Below are 20,735 nucleotides of genomic sequence, written 5' to 3' on the forward strand. Positions count from 1 at the left end.
TCCTCAGATGTTCCTCTGTGAACCTCTGTGTCCTCTGTGGTGAGAGCCTTTGACCTAGAATTCCCGCAGGTACTCTATGTACGAGGAGTAGTTCCTGGCGGTCTCGGCGACGGAGTCGCCGCCGAACTTGTCCATGAAGGCCGACGCTATCTCGATGGCGACGACCGCCTCGGCGACCACCGACGCAGCCGGAACGGCGCAGCAGTCCGAGCGCTCCACAGTCGCCTCGAACGGCTCCTTGGTCAGGATGTCGACCGACTGCAGCGGCCGGTACAGGGTCGGGATCGGCTTCATGGCGCCACAGATCACGATCTCCTCGCCGTTGGTGATCCCCCCCTCGAGCCCCCCCGCGCGGTTGGTGTTGCGGTAGAAACCCGTCTTCTCCCCGCGCGCCACCCGCTGCTGGTCGAAGAAGATCTCGTCGTGCACCTGGGAGCCCGGAAGACGCGCCGTCTCGAAACCGGCGCCGACCTCGACCCCCTTGAAGGCCTGAATGCTCATCACGGCTGCGGCGAGCCTCGCGTCGAGCCTCCGGTCCCACTGCACATGGCTCCCAAGCCCCACCGGGACGCCGGTCACCCGCACCTCCACCACGCCGCCCAGCGTGTCGCCGGCGTCCTTGGCGCGGTCGATGGCCGCGATCATCTCAAGTTCCGCCTTCGCGTCGTAGGTGTAGACCGGGGAGGCGGCTATCGCCTCCTGCAGCGCCTTCACGCTCAAGTCGGGACGCTCGGCCTTCACCCCGCCAAGTTCCAGGACGCAGCCGGTCACCGCGATGCCGAAACGGGCGAGGTAGGCCTTGGCGACGGCCCCCACCGCCACGCGGACGGCGGTCTCGCGGGCGCTGGAGCGCTCCAGGATGTTGCGCACGTCGCTTTGGCAGTACTTCATGGCGCCGGGGAGATCAGCGTGGCCGGGCCTTGCACGGGTAACCCTGATGCTGTCGTCGCGGTGCTCCGCGTAAGGGGACATCCGCTCTTCCCAGTTGACCCAGTCGGAGTTCTCCACGACGAGCGTGATCGGGGACCCCATGGTCTCGCCCCAGCGCACGCCGGAGAGGATGCGCACCTTGTCAGTCTCGATCTTCATGCGGCCGCCCCGGCCGTACCCACCCTGCCTGCGCGCGAGATCGACGTTGATGTCAGCTTCGCTGATCTTGAGACCGGAAGGGATTCCCTCGACTATGGCGGTCAACTGCGGGCCGTGCGATTCCCCCGCGGTAAGGTATCTGAACATGCACTCTCCTAGCTATAGTTTTCAAATGCCGGCACCAGCGGCAACGCGATTGTCTCGGCTATTGCGGCGGATAATATCAACAAAAACAGCCACAGGCAAAACAATATCACCGGGCAAACGAAAGCCAGGCTGTTCCCCTGGCTTTCGTGAAATATAATTAACTATATAAGGTTGTACTGCTAAAAGTTACCAGTTACTGCTATAAGCTTCGTGGTCTCTAGTCCCCTTGGTGTGGTGACCTTGATGGTGATGTATCCGGACTGTGCCTTTGGTGTTTCGGCAGCGGCTAGGTTGAAGGAGAGTGTTACCCCATATCCTACATTCTGAGGTAGGGTGTAGTTGGTGTTCCCTGTCAATTTGCCGAAAGGTGCCGTCGTTGTGATGGTAGTGCCAGATGGCATCGTGTTGCCATTGAGGTCCCTGACGGTAACTGTGAAAATTCCCGGTGCCAAAAGCGAGTTTGTAGAGGTCACTATGCTCGCCTCTGAAGTCGACATCACTAACACAGAGTTGCTGAAGACGTGTTTAGAAATCGAGGCTCCGCTGTTACCACTCCCCTGGAGGACGCCGTTATATTTGCCGTCGCCGGCGCTGTAAAGATGATCGCCGTTAAAATCGATAAAGGTTTCTGTGGCGTCCCGAAAACCGCTCTCGTTGTCGTCACGGAAAGCTTCAGGATCGTCCTTAATAGTATCGAGACCAATATCTGCCAAGCCGTTACCGTTGAGATCCACGAAAGATTCCTCACCTAGCGCATAAGCAAGAATTACAGCGCGGCCATTAGCCAAGGCGCCACCAGCTATAACGGGACGCGGATTTTGGCTGGTCCAGTTGACCGTACAGGCCCCATTAACTGTGACACAGGATGGTTCGATAGAACCGCCAGAAGTGGTGAAATAGACAGCAGTTCCGTCGGGAACCGGATTATGAAAATGATCGGATAGGCGAGCGGTAACGCTAGAATTAACGCCGTCGTAGTTGAATGCCTCAGGATTCATGTTGCCAAGGGAGATGGAGAAACCATCTTGGGCGGGCGCGCCAGTCTGAATAGTAAGTTGATCAGACTGGGTGGTAAGTGTAGTGCTCCCCACCACAGCTGTTGCGCGGACTCGAACAGGCCCTGCTATAACACCGGATTGTACCCTAGTACTGACCAAACCGCTGGAATCGGTGCTGCCGGTGGCTGTGGAGAGTGAAACCCCACCCACATCGGTGATTAGCGCGAACGTTACTGCTTGGTTAGCTTTTGGGTTACCAACGGTATCGAGAACCTTGAAAGTGACAAGTGAGCTGTCTTGGACGCCGACTCCCCCCATCCCTTTTACCCCAATGGTAGCAGGGGATGCAGAAACAAAGGAAATCGATGCTGCCGTCAGAGGGATAACAGTAAAAGTTATCGTTTTGGAAGAACCGGCGATGGAAGCAGTAATGGTGTCATCCCCCGATGCCGTTTCAGCAGTGTAAGTAGTCGATGCAGTGCCGTTAACAGTAGAGACCGGAGAGCTAATAGATGCCTTGCCCTGCCCAGACATAGTCGAAGTGAAAACAACGTCCACAGATTGAGTAGTGTAAGGATTGCCATTTGCATCTAGTACATCAACGGCTATACCTTGGCTGCTACCGTAGTTTATACGGCCACTAGCATTATCGAGTAACCTCAGGTTCGCGAGTGTCAGTGGCGGCAGATTAACGCTGAAGAGCCCAGTAGAGGTAATAAGTCTATTGTCCACAGTCGCGGAAGCGGTTAACTGTCCTTGTCCGGAAGTGGAACCAGCGGTCAAAGTGACTGTTGCAATACCGTTTTCATCGGTACGGATACCGCTTCCGGGAGTGAGAGTCCCCAAAGTGGTTGAAAACGTTACAGCGACCCCGGCAGCGGGAGTGCCGTCTACTTTTTTGAAAGTCGCAGTGGCGGTTGTGGTCCCGGCGATATTCAACGAGGTATTTTCGATACTGAGAGCGACGTTTGATGAGCCGATAGTGATGGTCGGGCCTGCGGCGCCGGAATTGCCACCACCAGAGCAACCACAACTAAACATCATCAAAAGGCTTAAGGCAACAACCGGAATTAGCTTAAACAGATTGTGCATTATCATGTTTTTCCTTTCCTTTACAGAGCAGAAAGTTCGAGTTGTTTAGATTGCCTTAGACCACCCGTTGTAGCCGTTACAGTGACCAGAATCGCCTCGTTAATCTGTGTGTAGTTAACAGTGACCGGTGGTGTGGTGCCACTGCTGTCGGTAAAAACCTCAGTGGAGTACGGCGTACCTATAGTGCCGGAGGCAGAACGAGCAGTGAAGTTGAGAATGATAGGCACACCTGATACGGAGGATGCAGTGCCATTAGCATATGTGGCGGTAGCGGTGACTACATGCTGCCCCGCGAGCAATTGAGAGGAAGCATCAAGAGTTAACAAACCGTTGGTATTACTATCCCCCCCACTTCCACATGCTGAAAGTGCTAGTAAGGCTAGTAACAACAAAAATCTTCTAGAACAACTCAACATAAATTTCTCCTTATATTACAGAACAATTTTCGGTGTGATAAAAATCAACAGTTCGGTCTTGGTCTTCTGCTTCGAGTTGGATTTGAAGAGCCAGCCCAGAAGCGGGATATCGGCGAGGAAGGGAACCCCTGTGTCGGATTCCACGTCGCTGTCGACGTAGATGCCGCCGATGACCGTGGTGTCGCCGTTGGAAACCACCAGCTCGGTGGTCGCCTCCTTCTTGTTGATGGGAGGTGGCGACCCGAAACCGGGCGAGTTGTTGCTAGCCTTGATCTTCATGCTGACCGAGCCGTCGGAGGTTATGTGCGGGGTCACCTCGAGGGTCAGCGCCGCTTCCACGAACTCGGTTTTGGTACCTTCGGCCGAGGTGGTCTGGTACGGTATGGACTGCCCCTGGGAGATCTTCGCCGCCTTGTTGTTCAAGGTGACCACTTTCGGGGTGGAGATGATCTTCACCTGCCCGATGGTCGCTGCCGCAGCGAGCCTCATGTCGAGCTTGATGTTGCTGGTCAGCTTGCCGAAGGACATGCCAAGGCCAAGCCCGCCTGCGCCCGTTGACCCCGGCCCAGCCGCGGAAACCACGCCGCCGAAGCCCGTGTCGACCGCGCTGATGCCCGCCACGGAAGCGGAGCCGTCCCGGTAGCTGAGCCCCCACTGCACGCCGAGATCGCGGGTGAAGTTCGAGGTGGCCTCGACTATGCGGGCCTCGATCATCACCTGCTTCTCAGGGGAGTCCAGAGTCTTCAGGAGCGCCTTCATGTCGTCAAGCGCGGTCTGGATGTCCTTCACTATCACGCGGCTGGTGCGATCGTCCTTTGTGATCACGCCGCGATCGCTCTTCAGCATAGCGAACTGGGCCGCCACATCGTTCACCGAAGCGTAGTTGACCTCGAACACCATGGTTTTCAGTTCCATCAGGCGCTCGGCCGCCTTCTTCGCCGCAAGTTCCTCGTCGGCCTGGTTCTGCATCTTGGACCGGGGCTTGATCTGAACGATGTTCCCCTGGCGCACCATGGCAAGCCCCTTGGCGTCCAGGATGACGTCCAGCGCCTGGTCCCAGGGGACGTTGACCAGCTTGATGCTGATGGTCCCGGTGACGTCGTCGGCGATGAGGAAGTTGAGGTTGCTGACCTCGGCGATCAGCTGGAAGATCTTCCTGACGTCGGCGTCGGAGAATTCGAGGGTCACCCTCCTCCCCGTGTACACCTTCTTGGCCGGGCGATCACTGGGAAGCGGAATCGCCATCTCGTCGCTTGTGCGCGCGGGCGCTGGGACCAGCTCCTCGGCGACCCTAGGCTCGGCCGGGGCCTTTGCCCGCGGTGCAGGCGGTGCGGCGGGGAGTTTGGGAACTGCCACAGGACCGGGATTCACGAAGTCCCAAAGGAGGAGGTCTCCCTTGCGGCTGGTGCTGAATTCGGGGTTGCCGCGCAGCTTGACCAGCACCTTGGTGACCGTGCTCCCCTTGACCTTCACCTGGTAGGGCGTCACCGAAAGCACCGGAGTGCCGAACTGGGTGGTGTCGAGCGCACGCTGCAACTGCTTGGGAACCTGGCAGTTGGCGATGTTGAGCGTAACCCCTTGCGGCCCGCGCACAGGCTGCCCAGGCTCGCAGGTCCCGTAAAGCTTCATGGAGACGCGGGAGACGCCATCGACCACCTTGAACTCGATACCTTCAAGCGCACCCTTGGTGAGGCGCGAATGGGGAACTTCGGTCTTTACCTTGGCGGCGGGAGGCGCCGGGACGGCACGCGGGGCGGCCGGGGCCGCGACAGGGGCAACCGTTGCCGGAGCGGGCGTCGCTGCCGGGGGCTCAGAAGCCTGAGCCTTGGCGCCGGCCGGGGCCTTTCCCTTGAGCCTGATCTTCACGCCGAGATCGCTCTTCACCACCTCGTACGGGGGGAGACTGTCGCCAGCGGCGTCCAGCACCACGCGCACCTTGTCGGGGGTGGATCCCACCCTGGCATTGGCGATGCCAAACGCGTTGACAGGTATCACGTTCTGGGAAAGCGAGTTCTTGACCTTGAAGAGGTCGAGGACGATGCGGTCGGGTTTGGTCAACTTGAAGGAGTTGAAGGTCTGCACTCCGCCCTGGATGGAGATCTCCACCCCGTCCGCCCCCGGGATCACCGCGTTCAAACCGCGTCCGCCATCTGCACCGCCGTCCTTCTGCGGAGCGGGGGTCGCCTTCGCTTCCGGAGCAGGCGCTGCAGGCGAGGCTTCAGCTTTAACGGGGGCGGCGCTCGCCTCGGCGACGGGTGCCGCTGCGGGCGGCGTCAGGGTTTTCTCCTCGATCTTGCTCTCGGCAAGCGGCGCTTCCTTGGCTTCGGCCGGTTCGGCCTTCACCTCAGGCTCCACGACCGGGAGATAGATCTTGAGCTTGCTCTTGTCAGAGGGGTCGGTGGCGACAGCGAAGTCCACGTCCTTTGTGAGGACGATGGTCAGGTGCGTCACCACGCTCCCACCCACCGGCTGGCGCTCGAGCTCGATCCGCTTGATGTTGCCGCGGTTGACCTCGATGGGAGAGGCCACGGCTCCCGGCTCGGTTTGGGAGATGTCGACGATGATCTGAGTCGGATCCCCCCCCTTGTAGGAGGTGTAGGTGAGGGGCTTGTCGCTGGAGAGCTCCACGCTGCTGGCGTCAGGGGACACCGTCACCGACTTAAGTGTCGCAAAGGCGGAGGCCTCTGCCTGGGCAGGCTCGTTCGCTGCGGTCATACGCTTCACGCAGCCGGCGGAAACCGCCACCAAAACGATGAGTGCCATGGCATGACATAGAATTCTGCACTGGTACCTTGTCATCTGAAACGCTCCTTACCTTTTCTTGGGCAGCGTAAGCACGATAGTCCTGCTCTTGGTGCGGCCACCGCCATCGCGGTAACGCTCCACCACCTCCACGCTCGAGGAGGTGATTCTGGAAATGCGGCCGTTGGCGTTGCCGATCGCCATACCTGCCCGCACTACATAACCTTTGCCGTTGGGGTCGATTACCAGCGCCTGGTTCTCCCTGAGACCGGCGATGATCCCGGCGACCTTGAACTTCGTCACCTCGAAGCTCTGGATCGGAAGCACGTCACCCGATGGGGCCGACACACCGCCTCGTCCCCCGGTCCCCTGAGATCCCGGCTGAGGCTTCGCCACCACAGGGGCCTGCGATTTGAACGGGTCCGTCTTCTTGCTGAAGTCAAGCGAGGCGCCGGTATTGGTCGCCGACGAGAGCTGAGCCTGGAGCGGAGCCGGTTTGGGCAGGGGCGCCGGACGGGGTTTGGCAGGCGGCGGAGGCGGGGCCTCTTCCTTCTTGCAGCCGGCGCCGCAAAGAGCCACGAGCAGCAACATCAGCGCGGTACTATTTAGGCTTTTTCTCATTTTTTTTCTCTTTAGGGTCGAGGAAACGGAAGGTGGTGGCCAGGCAGCTGACCTTCAGGTTGGTCCGCCCGTTGCTCTCCTTGATATCAGAGACCGTCACGTTGTTGATGTTGACGATACGTGGCAGTTTCCCTATCGCGACGAAGAAGTCGGCGACCTGGAAGTAGGTCCCAGCCACGGCTATATCCACAGGGACCTCGGCGTAGAAGTCCTTGGGGACCTCGGGCTTGGGCCTGAACAGCAGGAAGTCGAGCCCGGCCCCTTTACCCAGGGTGGAGATGCTGGTCAGAAGCGACGGGATCTCTTTCTGGTTGGGAAGCTCGGTGAGTGCGTTGTCCAGATCCTTCTTGAGCTGCTCGTATTCCGCCTTGAAGCGCGGCAGGTTGTTGGCGATGGAACGGTTTTCCTGAATCTGCCTCTGCAGCTCCTCCTGCTTCGTCTTGAGCTCCTTCAGCTCATTCATCTTAGGGCGGTGCAGCCCGTAGAAAAGGGCGCCCCCCTCAACGATCAGCACCAAGGCGAGCAGGGCGACCTTCTCCTTGGTCGGGAGCTTGAGCAACTTCTCTATCTGTGGATCCATGGCAAGGCCTCTGCTTCAGAGTTGGTTTAGTTACGGCTTTTGTTGCGCGATCTGGACCTGCAGTTCGAAGCGTTTCGCCTTGACGCCGGCCGTCTCGTTCTGCTCGGAAACCACCAGCTCGACGTTGCTGAAGGCACCTGAAGCCTGCAGGCTCTTCATGAAGATCGCGATCAGCTCCTCGCTCATCGCGACGCCTCCGATAGTCACGTTGTTGCCGTTCTCGGAGTATCTGGTGAGCCACAACTTCGGTGGAAGCGATTCGGACAGGGCCGCGAGCCTCGTAGCGGGACCGCTCTTGGCGCGGCGCAACTGGTTCAGGACGTCGAGCTTTTTCTTAACTTCCACCTGCAGTTTCTTGATGTTGTCGATGGTGCCGATTTTCGCCTTGAGCGAGGCGAGTTCGGATTGGGAGTTGGCGATCTCGGCCGTGGTTGCGGAGATCCTGCCGCGCAGGACGCCGTAGAAGCTGAGGGCTACCACCAGGACGCCCACCACGGAGAGCACCAGTATCGAAACCTGCTGCCGGATCGTTTCCTTCTTCTTGGATGCCCGCAAGGGGAGGAGGTTTATCTTGATCATTTGTCCCCGACCCTCCTCGTCGCAAGCCCTACCGCCACCGTCATCAGCGGCGAAATCTCGTCAAGGTGCTTGCGGTCGAAATCCTTCTCGTTCACCGCCACCTTCAAGAGCGGGTTTAGCATTTCCACCGGCAAAGCCAGCCGCTGCTGCACCGCTTCCATGAGGAACGCCGTCTTGGCGGCGCCACCGGAGAGGTACACCTTGGTGATCCGTCCCTCGCCCGCGGTGGAATTGTAGAAGTCCAGGGAGCGGCGCATCTCCAGGGCAATGGTCTCGTTCACTCGTTGCAGCGTATCGGCAAGCCTCGGGTCTCCCCCGCCTGCGGCCGAAAGCTTCATCTGCTCCGCCTGATCGCTGCTGATGCCGAACTGCTTCTGGATCTCCTCGGTATAGAGGTTTCCCCCCATCTGCACGTCGCGGGTAAAGAGCGAAACCCCGTCGCGTATGACGTTCAGGTTGAAGATGCTGGCGCCGATGTTGACCAGGGCGACCACCTGGTCCGGGTCCGCCGGGTAGTTCGCCTCGAAGGCGTTTTGGACCGCGAAGGAGTCGACGTCCACTACCACCAGCTTCAGCCCCGCCTCGGCAAACACGGAGAGGTAGTCGTTTATGATGTCCTTCTTGCTGGCGACCAAAAGGACGTTCATCTTCGAGGGGTCCTGCTCGTCGGGCGAAAGTATCTGGAAATCGACGTTGACGTCGTTGATGTCGAAGGGGATGTACTGCTCGGCCTCCCAGTGGATCTGGTCCTCCAACTCTTCGACCGGCATCACCGGGAGCGAGATTTTCCTGATGATCACCGAGTTGCCGGAGATGGAGCAGGCCGCTTCCTTCGCCTTGACCCCAAGGCCGGAGAGAAGCTGTTTCACCGCCTCCACGATGGAGGAGCTGTCCATGAGAGTGTTGTCGACGATGGCCTCGGCCGGAAGCGGCGCAATCCCGATCTTAACCAGCTGGTAGCCACCCTTCCCCGGGCGCAGCTGCACGAGCTTCACTGCGCTGGATCCGATGTCGACCCCTACTATGTCCTTCTTCTTTGAGAAAAGCATCGCGTGGTCCTATTCCCGCTAATCCTGAAATACCTTGTTCTTGTCGGAGAGTGAAAAGCCAAGGGCAAGCAGGATCTTGCGCTTGGTTTCCATCCTGCAATCCTCTCCCCGCTCGATCCGGTCGATGGTGATAGGCGACACACCCGCAAGGCGCGCCAACTCCGCCTTGCTCATCAGTCGCTCTTCCCGCAGTTTTTTGACGCTATTCATGATCATGGTAGGCACCGGTTAAGACAGACATAACAAATTTTGCTAAAGATCTACACTAAAAGAAAGAAAAGTCAAGAAATTAATTCAAGTTATATGTAATTATATTGCAAAGAGGTACAGCAACATCTCTGAGAGTTATCGCTGCCTCGGATGCGGCGACTGCATAAAGCGGTTCGTGATCAGTGCAGTGAAATTCGGGTTGCAAAACAGAAACGCCCCCTGGATGGGGAGGGCGGTCATGTGAAGGCTAGGGGCAAAACGGTGATCAGTAGGCGTAAAGTACTGACAGTCGGGCCTTTTCGCGGGATCCAACCTCTTCCCGGACCCCCTGCACGGAAAGGTTGTACATGGCGGGTACGTGTCGCGGACGGACGATCTGGTCATTACTGGTGACCGAGCCTCCCGGGTCGAGCAGATCGTTGCCGCTGGAGTCGGAGTTGCCTGGCGTTGTATCGATTATCTTGGAGGTGACCACGAACCCTTTTGCCGGCGCCTCCCCGGCCAGGCGGAAAGAAACGTCCGGGGCCTGCGCGGGGTCGGTGGAAGCCTGGGCCGTGCTGCACTTGTTCCAGCGGTCAGCAGGTTCTTCCAGCTTTTGCTTCAGGCAGTCGGTGGCCTGCAGTTGCAGCTCGATCGACGAGTAGTCGTCCTTCAGATCGTCTAAGGACCACGACTGGAACAGCCTGGGCACGATCTCCGCCGTCAGGAGTTCCACCCCCCCCTGCGCCGCCGCGAGGGAACTGCGGTAGCGCTTTTGGCTGCCCGAAACACGGGTCTCGGCCGTGATGATGGTGAGCAGCGTCAGCGCGATCACCAGCGTCAGCATGGTAAGCATCAGTGCCGTTATCAGCGCCGCCCCTCCCTCAGAGCGAAGGATTGCCATGCTCCCCTCCCCTGCTACAGGTTTTTGGGCTGCACCACGATGGTGTAGAGCCTCCAGCGGTAGTTGCGCCAGTTGCGGCCGAAGGTGGCGGCCATTTTGCTCGAGCTCCAGATGCTCCCGTAGGCGTCATCCGGGTTCTCCATCAGGTCCCGGTCGCCAACGATGACAGCCCGCTCAGAATCCGCGACGGGGTAACTATAGCTGTCGTCCCTTCGTCCCTGCTGCGCGAGAATGTAGACCCGGATCTCCTTCAGCTGATCTCGTGTTTTCAGCGCGTCCAGTTCTTCGAGGTCGAGGTGATAATCTATTTCGCCATCCCCGTTGGTGTCTACGGGAAGCACCACCTGCATGTCAGCTACACAGTCGAGAATCGGAACTGTCTCCCGCGGCAAATGTGGAGGGTCTGGGTTTCCGTGTGTGATTACCGCCTTGTAGAGAACGCCGGTCCCCGATGCGCAGTTCGGAGACATCTCATCGGGACGGCTGATATAGTAGTCGGCCCTATTGAACGGGAATCGGAGCGGCAACGTGTCGTCTTTTTCGGGCTTGTCTACCCCGTAGACCAAGAAGTTGTCGCCAGGATCCTTTGGGGAAAAATCTGCAGGAAACGGTTTGACATAGGAAACGGAGAAACCTGCTTCTCCCGGCTGCTTAAACACCAGCTCCCGAACGCCTCTCCCGCCAGCCATTCCGCTTTTGAGTGCGATGACGCGGTCCTTATCCTGAAAGGGTTGACTCTCCGCATCCCGTGGAGGAATCACTACCGTGGTGGTGTAGTTCAGGTAGCCCCACGCCCGGGAAACCTTGTTCGTCCCCAGAGCCGTCGCCTTGAGCACCAGATAATCGGAACCGTTGTAAGCGACGTTGTTGCCGACCCGGTACGCCCTAGGTATGTAGCGGTCATCGTCGTAAGTACTATCGTTAAATAGCGAAGGTTTCGCTTGTGGACACCCGTCCAAGCAGTTATAAACGAACTTTAAGTGGTCAGGAGCCTCGGTGTAGCTGAAGTAGGACGTGCTGCCTTTGGCGTCGGAGGGTATGTTCCAGAAAAGTCCGAGCCCCCCCAATTCTATGTCGCGGCGCATGACTTCCAGTCCAATGAGCCCTCCGATATCAGTTTCGGCACTCTTAATCAACTGCGCTGAGCCGCGGACCATCCTGGAAAAGGACACGCTGATCAGAGTCATTACGACTGAAAAGATCAGCATCACCACCATCAACTCGACAATTGTGTAACCTCGCGCGGCGTTGTTGCTCCTCTTACTCATCGGACCTCCTGGTTCTCAGAGTGAAAATCTCATGGCTGAAGCGCTCCCCATTGACCGTCCACGACACAGTCACCCTGAGCTTCTTCGCAGAGCCCCCCGCCGGACCGATGCCTTCTACCACCTTGTCGATCACGAAGCGAACCTTAACTCCACCGAGCGTTTTGTTTACCTCCTCCTTTTTGTTGGTGATTTCCTCGTACTTGGACCTGCGCAAGTCGTGCATTTGCTCCTCAGCGATTTGGACCGCGTCCTCCCGCATCCGGTCGCGCACGCTTTGCCTATACCCCAACTGCAGCGACTGCAATAACCCAAGGAGCCCGACAGTGAGCACCAGCATCGCCATCAGCATCTCTATCAAGGTGAAGCCAGGGCTAATTGACTGTGATGTCGCTTTTGCAGTCATCGCCGTCCCCTTTTTTGATACTGATCCTTGTGGAGGATATCTTGATGCTGTCCACCCCACCCGTGCCGGAACAGTCCTCAAGGCAGATTGTGCCTTCTGAGCTTTCGTCAGCGTTGAGGACGCCCCACGGCTCAAACTCAATTACATATGGATACTTATTTTTCGGAACCCAAACTACCGGAAAACGTAGCGGATAGCTCTGCATCGGCTGGACGCCGCTGGTGTCGTCCAGGTGAGTGGAGTACAGCTCGAAGCGGTCGCGGTAAACCTTGACCCTGGTCCCTCTTCTCTGGCAGATGGCGTCGACGCGTGCCTTCTGAATCTCGGAGAAGAGAAACCTTGTCTGGGCCTCGGCCCGGTAGCGTTTCTGGTAGGCGTTAAAGCTGAGCGTCCCGATGGCGTAGAGGATGGAGAGGATGCCAATTATCATGAGCAGCTCAATCAGTGAGAAGCCGCGCGAACGCATCGCAATCCCTCCGCCACTAAACTGCACACCGCCTGCGCGGGCACAGTCAAAATTTGAACTTTCCAATATTAGCATCAAGGCCGAGAAAAAAAAGGAGAGGTGGATATTTCGGGAACCGGCGGAGGAAGCAGGTTTAGGCCGAAAAAAGAAAGACCCTCTCGTGAAAGAGGGTCTTGTGAGGATGGAAAACCATGGGAAGAAGGCGGCTCAGCCGGGAGCCGTCGTCGCCTCAGTAAGAATAGAAGACGGTGAGTTCAGCCTTTTCCTTGGAGTTGGTGGTGCTCTCCCCCTCGGTCTCGATGCGGTAGATGGCTGGTTGGTGCATGGGGTCGACGGCGGGACTGCTGCCGGTAACTCCAGCTCCGCTGTCCAAATTGAGCACGCCGGACATGTCGGAGTTGCCGGGCTTGCTGTCCACGATCTTCGCATAAACCTGGTAGCCGGTGCCCGTGGTCCCCGGGAGCTTGAAGGTCATGTCCCACCCCGTTTTCGGGTCCAAGCTCGTGCTGCCGGCGCCGCAGGCGGTCCAGTTTCCCGTAGGCGAAGTGAGCTTTTGCTTCAGGCATTCGTTGGAAGAAGTGTCGAGTTCGATGGCAGCGAACTGCGAGGTTAGCGTCGCCTTGGGATCGGGAGTGTCACTGAACAGCATAGGGATGATCTCCTTGGCTATCAGTTGCACCCCGCCGTGCGCCGCCTCCAGCGAGTTTTTGTACCGCTTGTGGGCTCCGGAGATCTTCGTCTGCATCAGCACGAGCTGCAGCAGTGCCATCACCATCCCCAAGGAGATGAGCGTCAGCATAAGCGAGGTAACCAGCGCCACCCCCTTTTCGTTTTTCAGGATCTTCATCCCCACTTCTCCTTCTCCGAGCGCTACTGGGCCAGATTCTTGGGGCGTATCACCATTGTGTATATTTTCCACCGGTAGTTTCTCCAATTGCTGCTAAAAAGGGTGCTCATTTCGCTGGAGGTAAGGGTACGCCCCGATGAAGCCTTGTTCGGGTCCCCGACATGTATGCTGTCGCCGGGATACCGGTAGCTTTTGTCCATCTTCCCCTCGTGCGTGAGGATGTAGATGCGGATGTTTTTGAGGTGCAGGCGCATTTCCTCTGCAGTTTTCGCTGTCAGAAGGGCAGGAGGAAGATGAGTTACGATCCCGTCATCATTGGGGTCGTATTCGAAGTCGACCTGCATGTCACCTATGCAATCCATGAGCGGATAGGGGGTCTCGAAACCTCCGGTGGCATGGCTCACCATATCCTTGTAAAGGATTCCGGTGCCTGGGTTGCAGTTGGTTGGCATCCCGCTGTCGGGTCGGGTGACGTAGTAGTCGGTCCTGTTGTACGGCATACGCAAGGCAGAGGCGGCCGCCGACCTGATCCCGTAGGCAACTACGATGTCGGCAGGCGAGGCGGGCTTGAAGGCGTCCCCGGCAGGCATCGCGCCAGTTCCGGTCAAGTTCAGCTCGAAGTTGTCTGCGCCATCTTGGAGCAGTATCTTTTTTTCCTTCCCGTCGGTGGTGAAGGTGGAGAGGACGGTGATGATCCGATCGTTGGAGCTCAGGTTATCACCGTTGTCCCAATGCTTCATGTAGCTCAGGTTCGATGAACTGTCGGCGGAGTAGTTCACGTAGCTCCATTTTCTAGCCGAGTCATCGAGGGAAGAGACGGTGGAGCGTATGACCAGATAATCCGGGCCTCCGGCGGCGTTGGTAACAGCCGTATGGTTGACCTCCTTTGTGGCGGTCCCGGCGGCAAAAGGCTGGATGTTTTTCGCCCGCGTGGCATTAAGGGTTGTGGAATCGAAGCCGTCCAGCGGCGCGTTAGCATCCGCTATCAGTTCATGGTCGGTGGTCCCGCCGAGATTGCGGAACTTTATCTCCGAAGAGTAGTTCTGGAAGGTCCAGGCAACGCCGTAGCCTGCATGCTCGATGTCGTACCTGAGCATCTCAAGCCCCACAACCCCTTCGAAGTTACTCTGCGCGGACCTCGACTGCTGCCCGGTCGTAGCGATCACCCGTTCGAATCCATATCCGGCCATGGCCATGATGACCACGAATATCCCCATGGCGACGATTAATTCAACCAGTGTGAAGCCCTTGCTGTTTGCCATGTCAGTTCCCGTCCGCGTTATAGGTCCGCATCGCCTGTACTTCGTACTGGTAAGGAACCTGCTTATGAGTCCAACCGACGTTGACCGTCAATTGGTAACTGGACGTATTCAGCACCTTCGTCGCCCTCCTGGTGACGTTGTAGGTGCTGCCTCCACCCCGTATCCGGCTGGTGACCGACTTGGAATCGGAGGTGATCTGGGCTGACTCCGGGCGGCGGAAAAGATCCGCCATCTGTTCCTCTCCGATCAATACAGCCTCGTCCCTCAACAGGTTTTTGAGGTTGTAGGAGGTGGCCACCCCCATCGCCTGCACCAGTCCCAGCAGGCCGACCAGTACGATGACGATGGAGACCATCACCTCGATCAGCGTGAAGCCGTCCTTATTTAGTTTCGATGTCGCTTGTCTGGCAATTGGTTCCATTTCTTTTTCCTATTTGCACCCGCGTTGTGTTGAAGACGATGGCGTCGATGGTGGCTTCGTTTCCTGCCGGTCCTACGCAAACGACAGCACCGTCGTCGACCCCTTCCAACACCCCCCTGCCGGTGAACACCAGAGGGTCAGGAACATTAGTCAGCGCCAGCGGATAACTGAGCGACTTGGTCTGTACGGGGCTCACGGTGGAGACCTCCGAGGAGTAGACCGAAAAGGTGGAGGAGGTGAACTTCACCGCGCGCTTGCGCTTCTCGAACAGCGCCTCGCTGCGGATCTTGGTCAAATCCGACATCATCACCCGGGTCTGTCCCTCTATCGCCGACTTGACGGAGTACTTCTTGAACTCCAAGGTGGCGAGGGAGAGGAGAACGGTGAGAATCCCCATGATGACGATCAGCTCCACCAGGGAGAACCCTGTTTCTCGGCGTCTTTTTGACGGTTCGGCCATCGAGATGGTCCTTTTCCTTTAGAGCGTCAGTGCTCCAGGATGTGCAAGATCCGTTTCACCGGCTTCAGGTTCGCGTTGGTCACGATCGGTGAGGGGTCACCCGGTGGCTTTCCTACCATGGAGTAGCTTTTTCCCGGCGGTGGTGTGTACCCCGCCGGGTTCACCTGCGGGTCCTGCGGGGTGAGCGGCGGGACGAACGTGCCGTTTTTGTCGCGGCAGCCGATGGCATCCTTCAGGTGTATCTCCTGGAAGGCGCCAGTGGAGAGCTGCACCAGTGCTATGGCATCCCCTATCTGGCTGCATTTGGGAACGTCGCCCGAGTTGTACTGCAAGGCGTACATGTACGACTTCCCTCCAAAGCTGCAGGGGTCGGTGGTAGGAGCGAAGGTGGTGTAGTAAACCACCCCGTTCCCTATCGCGGTCGGGTCGGCGATCATCCTCTCCGCGCCGAACTGGTGCGTGGTGTCGACCGGCGCGAGGTTGATGTACCACCCGTCGTTGGTCACCGTGCTGAAGGAGGTGGACTGGTTGGTCATGTTGGACAGGCTCTTCTTGGTGGTGCAGGTCGGGGTGAGCCCGTCCTTGGTGGCGTCGTAGCAAGGCTCCTTGAGGGCTGCGACCAGCCTGGTGGCGTCGTTGTCGTCCTGGCTGTAGTAGTACCTCCCCGAGCCGAAGTAGAGCCAGAGGTTATGGTTCACGCGGTCCTGCAGCCTGGTCACGTTGGTGGTCACGGGCCCGATGCCGTCGATCACCTTGCTGAGCTTCCAGGTAGTGGGGTCGGGGTTCTCTCCGGTCATCAGGCGCAGCACCCCGCCGGTCCAGGAGGTGCCGGAGAGCTGGCTGTAGCCCATGTAGAGCGCGTCGTCCTGGTAGTGACCGGGTGCGTTCCTGTTCCACCGGTCGGTGTCGACCACGGAGTTGTTGATGGTCCCGGCAAAGGCGTTAGTGAGCTGCGTCCCGTCGGTTAGCGTATCGATGGTGGCGGCTACGGTCCCGTCGGCCAGGTTAAGCACGTAGATGGTCAGCTTCTGGTCGCTAGTCGCCTTGAACCGGTGCAGCGCGGTGTCGATCGGTCCGGTCGGTCCGGAAGCAAGGACGGCAAACCACTTGCCGTTCTTGGTCAGATCCGGGGTCACCCCGTCAGCTTTCCTGGCGCTGATCTTCACCAGCGCAGCACCGTTGGTGGAGAAGCCGAGGCCCGGCTTGCCGAACTCCCACAAAAGCGAAGGGCTGTTGGGATTGGTTATGTCGAGGGCGAAGTAAGAGGAGTAGCCGACCCCAAGGCTGCCGTTAGCCGGGTCCGTGATCGGGGTTTCCACGCAGGTGGTCCCTTTGCACCCGCTTCCCGCGATCTTCGACGCGCCTCCAAGCCCCATGCTGGAGATGAGGACGGTGCGCCAGTTGGTCCCGTTCTCTACGTCCCTGGTGCAGTCCCAGTAGTTGCTGGTGCAGCCTGCCGGTCTCCCCATGGTGACGTCGTTGATCGTGGTGTTGCCGTCGACGTAGTAAATGTGGTTGTAAGCGGGGTCCGCGTTGTACCTGAGGTAAGGGAGCGCGTTCTTCGGGATGAAGGACCACTGCTCCTCGCCCAGCCCCTCGCCGGAAAGCTTCGCTTTGCGGTCGCCGGAAGCGCTGACGTCCAGAAGCCCCAGCTTGAAGGCATGCAGCATCCCGTCGTTCGCCCCCACGTACACCATGCCGCGGCTGGTGTAGGAGGAGGTGTAGATGTACCCCTTCCTCGTGTAGTCGTCCCCGTAAGACTTGTCGCCGTACCCTCTCGGCGGAAGCATGTTGTAGACGTTTTGCTTCACCGACGACTGCAGCCTCGGGGTCGAGGAGACGATGTCCCCCAGGCGCCAGGTGCCGGTGACGCCGCCAATGTTGACGGTCCGGCTGCGGAAGCCGCTTTGGTCGGTGCCCGAGATGTAGGAGACTATCTTGTCCGCCTCGGTCTTGTTCGCCGCCTGCAGCAGTCGCTGGATGTTCGTGTCCGTGGTATCCAGGCCGGTGAAGCTGGTGAGGCTCCCGTCGAGCTGGGTGTAGATTGTCCTCGAAGAGGAGCGGCTCCAGAGCTGCTTGCCGGCCTTCCAGATGCTCTTGACGCTGTCGGCGTCGATCTCGTCCACAGGGGTGTAGGAATCGGCAACGCCATCAGCGTTGGTGTCCAGATCAGGCTTGCCGTCCCCCCTGGCGTCGGAGTAGCGCTTGACCAGCGTCTTCGCCTGGTCGGTGTTGAAGTAGAAGTTGATCACCTTGTCCGTGCCGAGGTTCAGGAAGTGAGCTGGGGCCGGGCTCGCCGGCACGTAGTCGCTGTCCTCGCGGATGGAGGAGTTCTTGATGAAGGGGTCGACGTAGTACCACATGTTGTGCATCTCGCCGATCCAGTCGGCGGAGGTCTGGTCGTCGAAGTACTTCCTGGGGTGGAACACGGCCTGCAGGATGTTGGCCCCGCTCCCCTCGCTGTTGCTGAGGATGGAGGCGGCAGTACCCGAGGAGACGCGCGCAAGGATGTCGTTGAACGCCTTCTGCAGCGACGCGGCGAGAAGTCCACCGTCGGAGGCCTCGTAGAAGGTATCAGGGATCCCGTTGCCGTCCTGGTCCCACTTGGCGACCTTGTCCGGCTTCCCGGTCGAATCGTAGTCGTTGAAGCCGCCGTACTTGGCCGTCTTCTTCAGAAGGTCCCGGCCAACGGCAGAGTCGTCGAAGGCGAAGACCGTATAGATGGTGAGGTTCTGCTTCCCGGGGATATCGCTCTTGCCGAGGGTTGCCGAGCGCATGTCCGTCAGGTGCGACCAGTAAGCAACCCCTTCGAGGTAGTAGGTCCCTTCGTCGGTGTTGGCACTGGAGTTGTACTGGCTGGCATACCCCTCCTGGGTTGCGATGCTGTCCATCCAGGTCTTCACGTTGAAGCTGCTGTCGGTCACTTTCCCTGAGAAGTTGGTCGACCCCCCCGGGATGTTCTGGTCCTTGGTCGACTCCCCGTCGGTGAGGATCAGGACGAAGTTCTTCTGGCAGGCGTAGGTTATGGGATCCTTGCCGGAGTAGGTCCCGCCGTTGTAGGCGCTGGCCCCGGCCTGGAAGTACCTGGTCGCCTCGTAGAGGGTCTCGCCCAGCGGGGTCCAGGTGGTGGGATCGGTGCTCTCGATCTTGGTGACCAGGTCGCTGCCGGTCGTGCCGAGATCGGCGGCGACGTAGCCGCCGTCGCGTACGTTGTTGATCGAGTTTTCGTACTTGTAGCCGTCGTTGTAGAACATGATCCCGAAGCTGATCAGGTTGGAGTATTTAGGCACCAGCCCTTCATCCTGGTTGCTACCCTCGTCCCCGATGGCGATCTTCAGGTTGTAGGTCACGTTATGGGTGGTGTCCTTGATCACTTCGGTGGAGGCGCCCGACTGGATAGTGTACTTCACGTTGTTGTAGCTCTTGTAGAAGTCGCGGTCGGGATCCGCGGCAGGATACAGGTAGCGGCCGGTGCCAACGCGCGGGGTCATCTTACCGCCGACCAGTACCTTTCGGACCACGTCCACGCGCCGCATAGTGAGCCAGTTCAGGAAGTTGCCTGATAAAAACTGCGTGGTGTCGGTGACCGTCGAGGCAGAGGTGTCGGGAACGAATGCCCCTCCCGAGTACAGGTACATCTTCTTCTCGTCGAAGTAACCGTAGTAGCTCTTCGCGGGGTTGTAGCTGGTGTCGTACGAGCTGTTGCCGGTGTTCGGATTTTTATAGGCGAACTCGTACATGCTCCCCGAGTTGTCGACTACGAGCAGCACGTTTGGCTTCACCATGTTGTTCGTGCTGGTGACGTATGGGGGGATCTGGCAATAGTCGTTTAGCGGCGGCGGCGTGGCGGCTGCCCTGGTGGTGAAGGTCCAGCTCTTAGCAGAGGCCATTGCATTGCCGGCGAGGTCGGTGACTCCGGTGGAGATGGTCACGGTGTAGTTCGTCCCGTTGGCAAGGGGCACCGACGGCGCGAACGAGAGGGTCCAGGTCCCGGGATCGTAACTCACCGTGCCTGTCACCCCGCCGCTGACCGTCACGTTGGCACTGGTGATGGTGGTGTCGCTCATCGCCTCGCTGAAGGTGGCCGTTACCACGGCCGCGGGGTCGACGCCTGTGGCGCCGGCGATGGGGCTGACGGCGGTAACCGTGGGACGGACGTTGTCGACCGCCATGGTGCGGAAGTTCCAGGAGTAGTCGCTGGCTAGGGCGTTGCCCGCCGCGTCGCGCACGCCGGTCGTGACCGTGGCCGTGTAGGTGGTGAACGAGCCCAGGTTGGAGCTTGGGGTAAAGGTGGCTACCTTGCCGCTGGCGTCAAGGGTTACTGTCCCGGCAACCGCCCCGTTGTTGATCTTGAAGTTGGTGCTGTTGATGGTGGCGGTGTCCATCACCTCGCTGAAGGTCGCCGTTATCGCCGCGGTCACCGGAACGTCGACGGCGCTGCTTACCGGCGAGGTCGACTCAATAACCGGCGGCGTGGTGTCCGTGCTTGGCTTCGCCTTGGTGGTGAAGCTGAAAACGTACTTGGTCCCCATCTGATCGCCGTCCCTATTCTTGACTCGGGAGTCGATGCTGACGGTGTAGGTGGTGCTGTAATTGAGGTCCTTGGTGAGCGTGATCTTGATGAAGTCACCGGAGTTCCAGGGCCAGTCGCCGTCCACCTTGCTCACGGTGTAGGTAGCCCCGTTGTCTACGGAGACCCTCCCGGCGTTGCTTCCGGTGAAGCTGTTCTTATCCATGGTGAAGTCGTTGAACTCGACCCAGATCTCGTTGAGGGTTATAGGATCGACGTTGACGGCGCCGTTGTCAGGGCTGGTGTCGACGATTGTGGGATCTGCCTGGGCAACACCTGCCGACCAGGCGAGGGTGACGAGGGTGAAAAGGACAACCAGTAAGCGTTTCATTTGGGCACCGCCTTTACGAAGATCGCAGCTGCATGACCGTCTTTATGGCTGACCCTGACTTTCGTATCGGGCAGGAGCCGTTTGACCCGGACGCGGGTATCCTCCAGGAAGATCTTGGTGGCGCCGTCTACGTTGAGGCGAAGCCTGTCACCGTCCGCCAACTGCAGGACCAGATGGGACCCGTTCATGGAAATAACCCTTCCCACATCCTCCCGCTCGGACTGGGCGAAAGAAGGTGCCCCCCCTAACATGGTCAATACCAAAGCGGCTATCAAGATAATTCCTGCCCTATTCATGGTCA

The 20,735-nt window shown here is 58.8% G+C and carries 18 protein-coding genes; all 18 read right to left on the bottom strand.

Annotated elements, in window-relative coordinates; all coding sequences use genetic code 11:
* Positions 1 to 54: 54 nt before the first annotated feature.
* The 18 genes from aroC to GEOBRER4_RS13200 all read right to left on the bottom strand — a co-directional run bounded on the left by aroC (position 55) and on the right by GEOBRER4_RS13200 (position 20,622).
* On the bottom strand, positions 55 to 1,236 hold the full coding sequence (aroC, locus tag GEOBRER4_RS13115) for a chorismate synthase (protein WP_185242678.1): 1,182 nt from the start codon (positions 1,234 to 1,236) through the stop codon (positions 55 to 57).
* A 179-nt stretch (positions 1,237 to 1,415) separates the two neighbouring features.
* On the bottom strand, positions 1,416 to 3,326 hold the full coding sequence (locus GEOBRER4_RS13120) for an Ig-like domain-containing protein (RefSeq protein WP_185242679.1): 1,911 nt from the start codon (positions 3,324 to 3,326) through the stop codon (positions 1,416 to 1,418).
* Positions 3,327 to 3,757: 431 nt separating this feature from the next.
* Positions 3,758 to 6,541 (bottom strand): type IV pilus secretin family protein, encoded by a 2,784-nt coding sequence (pilQ, locus tag GEOBRER4_RS13125; protein WP_185242680.1) that lies wholly within the window; start codon positions 6,539 to 6,541, stop codon positions 3,758 to 3,760.
* Between the two features lie 12 nt (positions 6,542 to 6,553).
* A complete protein-coding gene (locus GEOBRER4_RS13130; RefSeq protein ID WP_185242681.1) occupies positions 6,554 to 7,105 on the bottom strand; it encodes a pilus assembly protein PilP in 552 nt (183 codons plus the stop codon).
* Entirely contained in the window at positions 7,086 to 7,685 is a 600-nt protein-coding gene (pilO, locus tag GEOBRER4_RS13135) for a type IV pilus inner membrane component PilO (protein ID WP_185242682.1), read from the bottom strand. The genes GEOBRER4_RS13130 and pilO overlap by 20 nt, the downstream gene beginning before the upstream one ends.
* A gap of 30 nt (positions 7,686 to 7,715) precedes the next feature.
* On the bottom strand, positions 7,716 to 8,264 hold the full coding sequence (locus GEOBRER4_RS13140) for a PilN domain-containing protein (RefSeq protein ID WP_185242683.1): 549 nt from the start codon (positions 8,262 to 8,264) through the stop codon (positions 7,716 to 7,718).
* The gene (gene pilM, locus GEOBRER4_RS13145; protein WP_185242684.1) at positions 8,261 to 9,313 is read right to left on the bottom strand and encodes a type IV pilus biogenesis protein PilM; all 1,053 of its coding nucleotides are present in this window, start codon (positions 9,311 to 9,313) and stop codon (positions 8,261 to 8,263) included. Before pilM ends, GEOBRER4_RS13140 begins: the two co-directional genes overlap by 4 nt.
* 18 nt (positions 9,314 to 9,331) lie before the next feature.
* On the bottom strand, positions 9,332 to 9,529 hold the full coding sequence (locus GEOBRER4_RS13150; protein WP_041248407.1) for a helix-turn-helix transcriptional regulator: 198 nt from the start codon (positions 9,527 to 9,529) through the stop codon (positions 9,332 to 9,334).
* A 259-nt stretch (positions 9,530 to 9,788) separates the two neighbouring features.
* Positions 9,789 to 10,406, bottom strand: a complete 618-nt coding sequence (locus GEOBRER4_RS13155) for a pilus assembly PilX N-terminal domain-containing protein (protein ID WP_185242685.1) — start codon at positions 10,404 to 10,406, stop codon at positions 9,789 to 9,791.
* Between the two features lie 14 nt (positions 10,407 to 10,420).
* Complete coding sequence (locus GEOBRER4_RS13160; protein ID WP_185242686.1) at positions 10,421 to 11,674, bottom strand: prepilin-type N-terminal cleavage/methylation domain-containing protein; 1,254 nt, start codon at positions 11,672 to 11,674, stop codon at positions 10,421 to 10,423.
* Complete coding sequence (locus GEOBRER4_RS13165) at positions 11,667 to 12,077, bottom strand: prepilin-type N-terminal cleavage/methylation domain-containing protein (protein ID WP_185242687.1); 411 nt, start codon at positions 12,075 to 12,077, stop codon at positions 11,667 to 11,669. The genes GEOBRER4_RS13160 and GEOBRER4_RS13165 overlap by 8 nt, the downstream gene beginning before the upstream one ends.
* Positions 12,046 to 12,543, bottom strand: coding sequence for a pilus assembly FimT family protein (locus GEOBRER4_RS13170; protein ID WP_185242688.1), 498 nt, complete (start codon positions 12,541 to 12,543; stop codon positions 12,046 to 12,048). The genes GEOBRER4_RS13165 and GEOBRER4_RS13170 overlap by 32 nt, the downstream gene beginning before the upstream one ends.
* Before the next feature lie 229 nt (positions 12,544 to 12,772).
* The gene (locus GEOBRER4_RS13175) at positions 12,773 to 13,390 is read right to left on the bottom strand and encodes a pilus assembly PilX N-terminal domain-containing protein (protein ID WP_185242689.1); all 618 of its coding nucleotides are present in this window, start codon (positions 13,388 to 13,390) and stop codon (positions 12,773 to 12,775) included.
* Between the two features lie 23 nt (positions 13,391 to 13,413).
* Positions 13,414 to 14,652, bottom strand: coding sequence for a prepilin-type N-terminal cleavage/methylation domain-containing protein (locus GEOBRER4_RS13180; RefSeq protein WP_185242690.1), 1,239 nt, complete (start codon positions 14,650 to 14,652; stop codon positions 13,414 to 13,416).
* Position 14,653: 1 nt separating this feature from the next.
* Positions 14,654 to 15,073, bottom strand: a complete 420-nt coding sequence (locus GEOBRER4_RS13185) for a type IV pilus modification PilV family protein (RefSeq protein ID WP_185242691.1) — start codon at positions 15,071 to 15,073, stop codon at positions 14,654 to 14,656.
* The gene (locus tag GEOBRER4_RS13190; protein ID WP_085815088.1) at positions 15,033 to 15,533 is read right to left on the bottom strand and encodes a pilus assembly FimT family protein; all 501 of its coding nucleotides are present in this window, start codon (positions 15,531 to 15,533) and stop codon (positions 15,033 to 15,035) included. Before GEOBRER4_RS13190 ends, GEOBRER4_RS13185 begins: the two co-directional genes overlap by 41 nt.
* A 26-nt stretch (positions 15,534 to 15,559) precedes the next feature.
* Complete coding sequence (locus GEOBRER4_RS13195; protein WP_185242692.1) at positions 15,560 to 20,434, bottom strand: Ig-like domain-containing protein; 4,875 nt, start codon at positions 20,432 to 20,434, stop codon at positions 15,560 to 15,562.
* Entirely contained in the window at positions 20,431 to 20,622 is a 192-nt protein-coding gene (locus GEOBRER4_RS13200; protein WP_185242693.1) for a hypothetical protein, read from the bottom strand. Before GEOBRER4_RS13200 ends, GEOBRER4_RS13195 begins: the two co-directional genes overlap by 4 nt.
* Positions 20,623 to 20,735 lie beyond the last annotated feature (113 nt).

Origin of the sequence: Citrifermentans bremense, assembly GCF_014218275.1 — a bacterium.
GTDB lineage: Bacteria > Desulfobacterota > Desulfuromonadia > Geobacterales > Geobacteraceae > Geomonas > Geomonas pelophila.

Coding starts and splice junctions, on each gene's coding strand:
- aroC (WP_185242678.1), bottom strand. CDS start 1,236: ATGTTCAGATACCTTACCGCGGGGGAATCGCACGGCCCGCAGTTGACC.
- GEOBRER4_RS13120 (WP_185242679.1), bottom strand. CDS start 3,326: ATGCACAATCTGTTTAAGCTAATTCCGGTTGTTGCCTTAAGCCTTTTG.
- pilQ (WP_185242680.1), bottom strand. CDS start 6,541: ATGACAAGGTACCAGTGCAGAATTCTATGTCATGCCATGGCACTCATC.
- GEOBRER4_RS13130 (WP_185242681.1), bottom strand. CDS start 7,105: ATGAGAAAAAGCCTAAATAGTACCGCGCTGATGTTGCTGCTCGTGGCT.
- pilO (WP_185242682.1), bottom strand. CDS start 7,685: ATGGATCCACAGATAGAGAAGTTGCTCAAGCTCCCGACCAAGGAGAAG.
- GEOBRER4_RS13140 (WP_185242683.1), bottom strand. CDS start 8,264: ATGATCAAGATAAACCTCCTCCCCTTGCGGGCATCCAAGAAGAAGGAA.
- pilM (WP_185242684.1), bottom strand. CDS start 9,313: ATGCTTTTCTCAAAGAAGAAGGACATAGTAGGGGTCGACATCGGATCC.
- GEOBRER4_RS13150 (WP_041248407.1), bottom strand. CDS start 9,529: ATGATCATGAATAGCGTCAAAAAACTGCGGGAAGAGCGACTGATGAGC.
- GEOBRER4_RS13155 (WP_185242685.1), bottom strand. CDS start 10,406: ATGGCAATCCTTCGCTCTGAGGGAGGGGCGGCGCTGATAACGGCACTG.
- GEOBRER4_RS13160 (WP_185242686.1), bottom strand. CDS start 11,674: ATGAGTAAGAGGAGCAACAACGCCGCGCGAGGTTACACAATTGTCGAG.
- GEOBRER4_RS13165 (WP_185242687.1), bottom strand. CDS start 12,077: ATGACTGCAAAAGCGACATCACAGTCAATTAGCCCTGGCTTCACCTTG.
- GEOBRER4_RS13170 (WP_185242688.1), bottom strand. CDS start 12,543: ATGCGTTCGCGCGGCTTCTCACTGATTGAGCTGCTCATGATAATTGGC.
- GEOBRER4_RS13175 (WP_185242689.1), bottom strand. CDS start 13,390: ATGAAGATCCTGAAAAACGAAAAGGGGGTGGCGCTGGTTACCTCGCTT.
- GEOBRER4_RS13180 (WP_185242690.1), bottom strand. CDS start 14,652: ATGGCAAACAGCAAGGGCTTCACACTGGTTGAATTAATCGTCGCCATG.
- GEOBRER4_RS13185 (WP_185242691.1), bottom strand. CDS start 15,073: ATGGAACCAATTGCCAGACAAGCGACATCGAAACTAAATAAGGACGGC.
- GEOBRER4_RS13190 (WP_085815088.1), bottom strand. CDS start 15,533: ATGGCCGAACCGTCAAAAAGACGCCGAGAAACAGGGTTCTCCCTGGTG.
- GEOBRER4_RS13195 (WP_185242692.1), bottom strand. CDS start 20,434: ATGAAACGCTTACTGGTTGTCCTTTTCACCCTCGTCACCCTCGCCTGG.
- GEOBRER4_RS13200 (WP_185242693.1), bottom strand. CDS start 20,622: ATGAACGGGTCCCATCTGGTCCTGCAGTTGGCGGACGGTGACAGGCTT.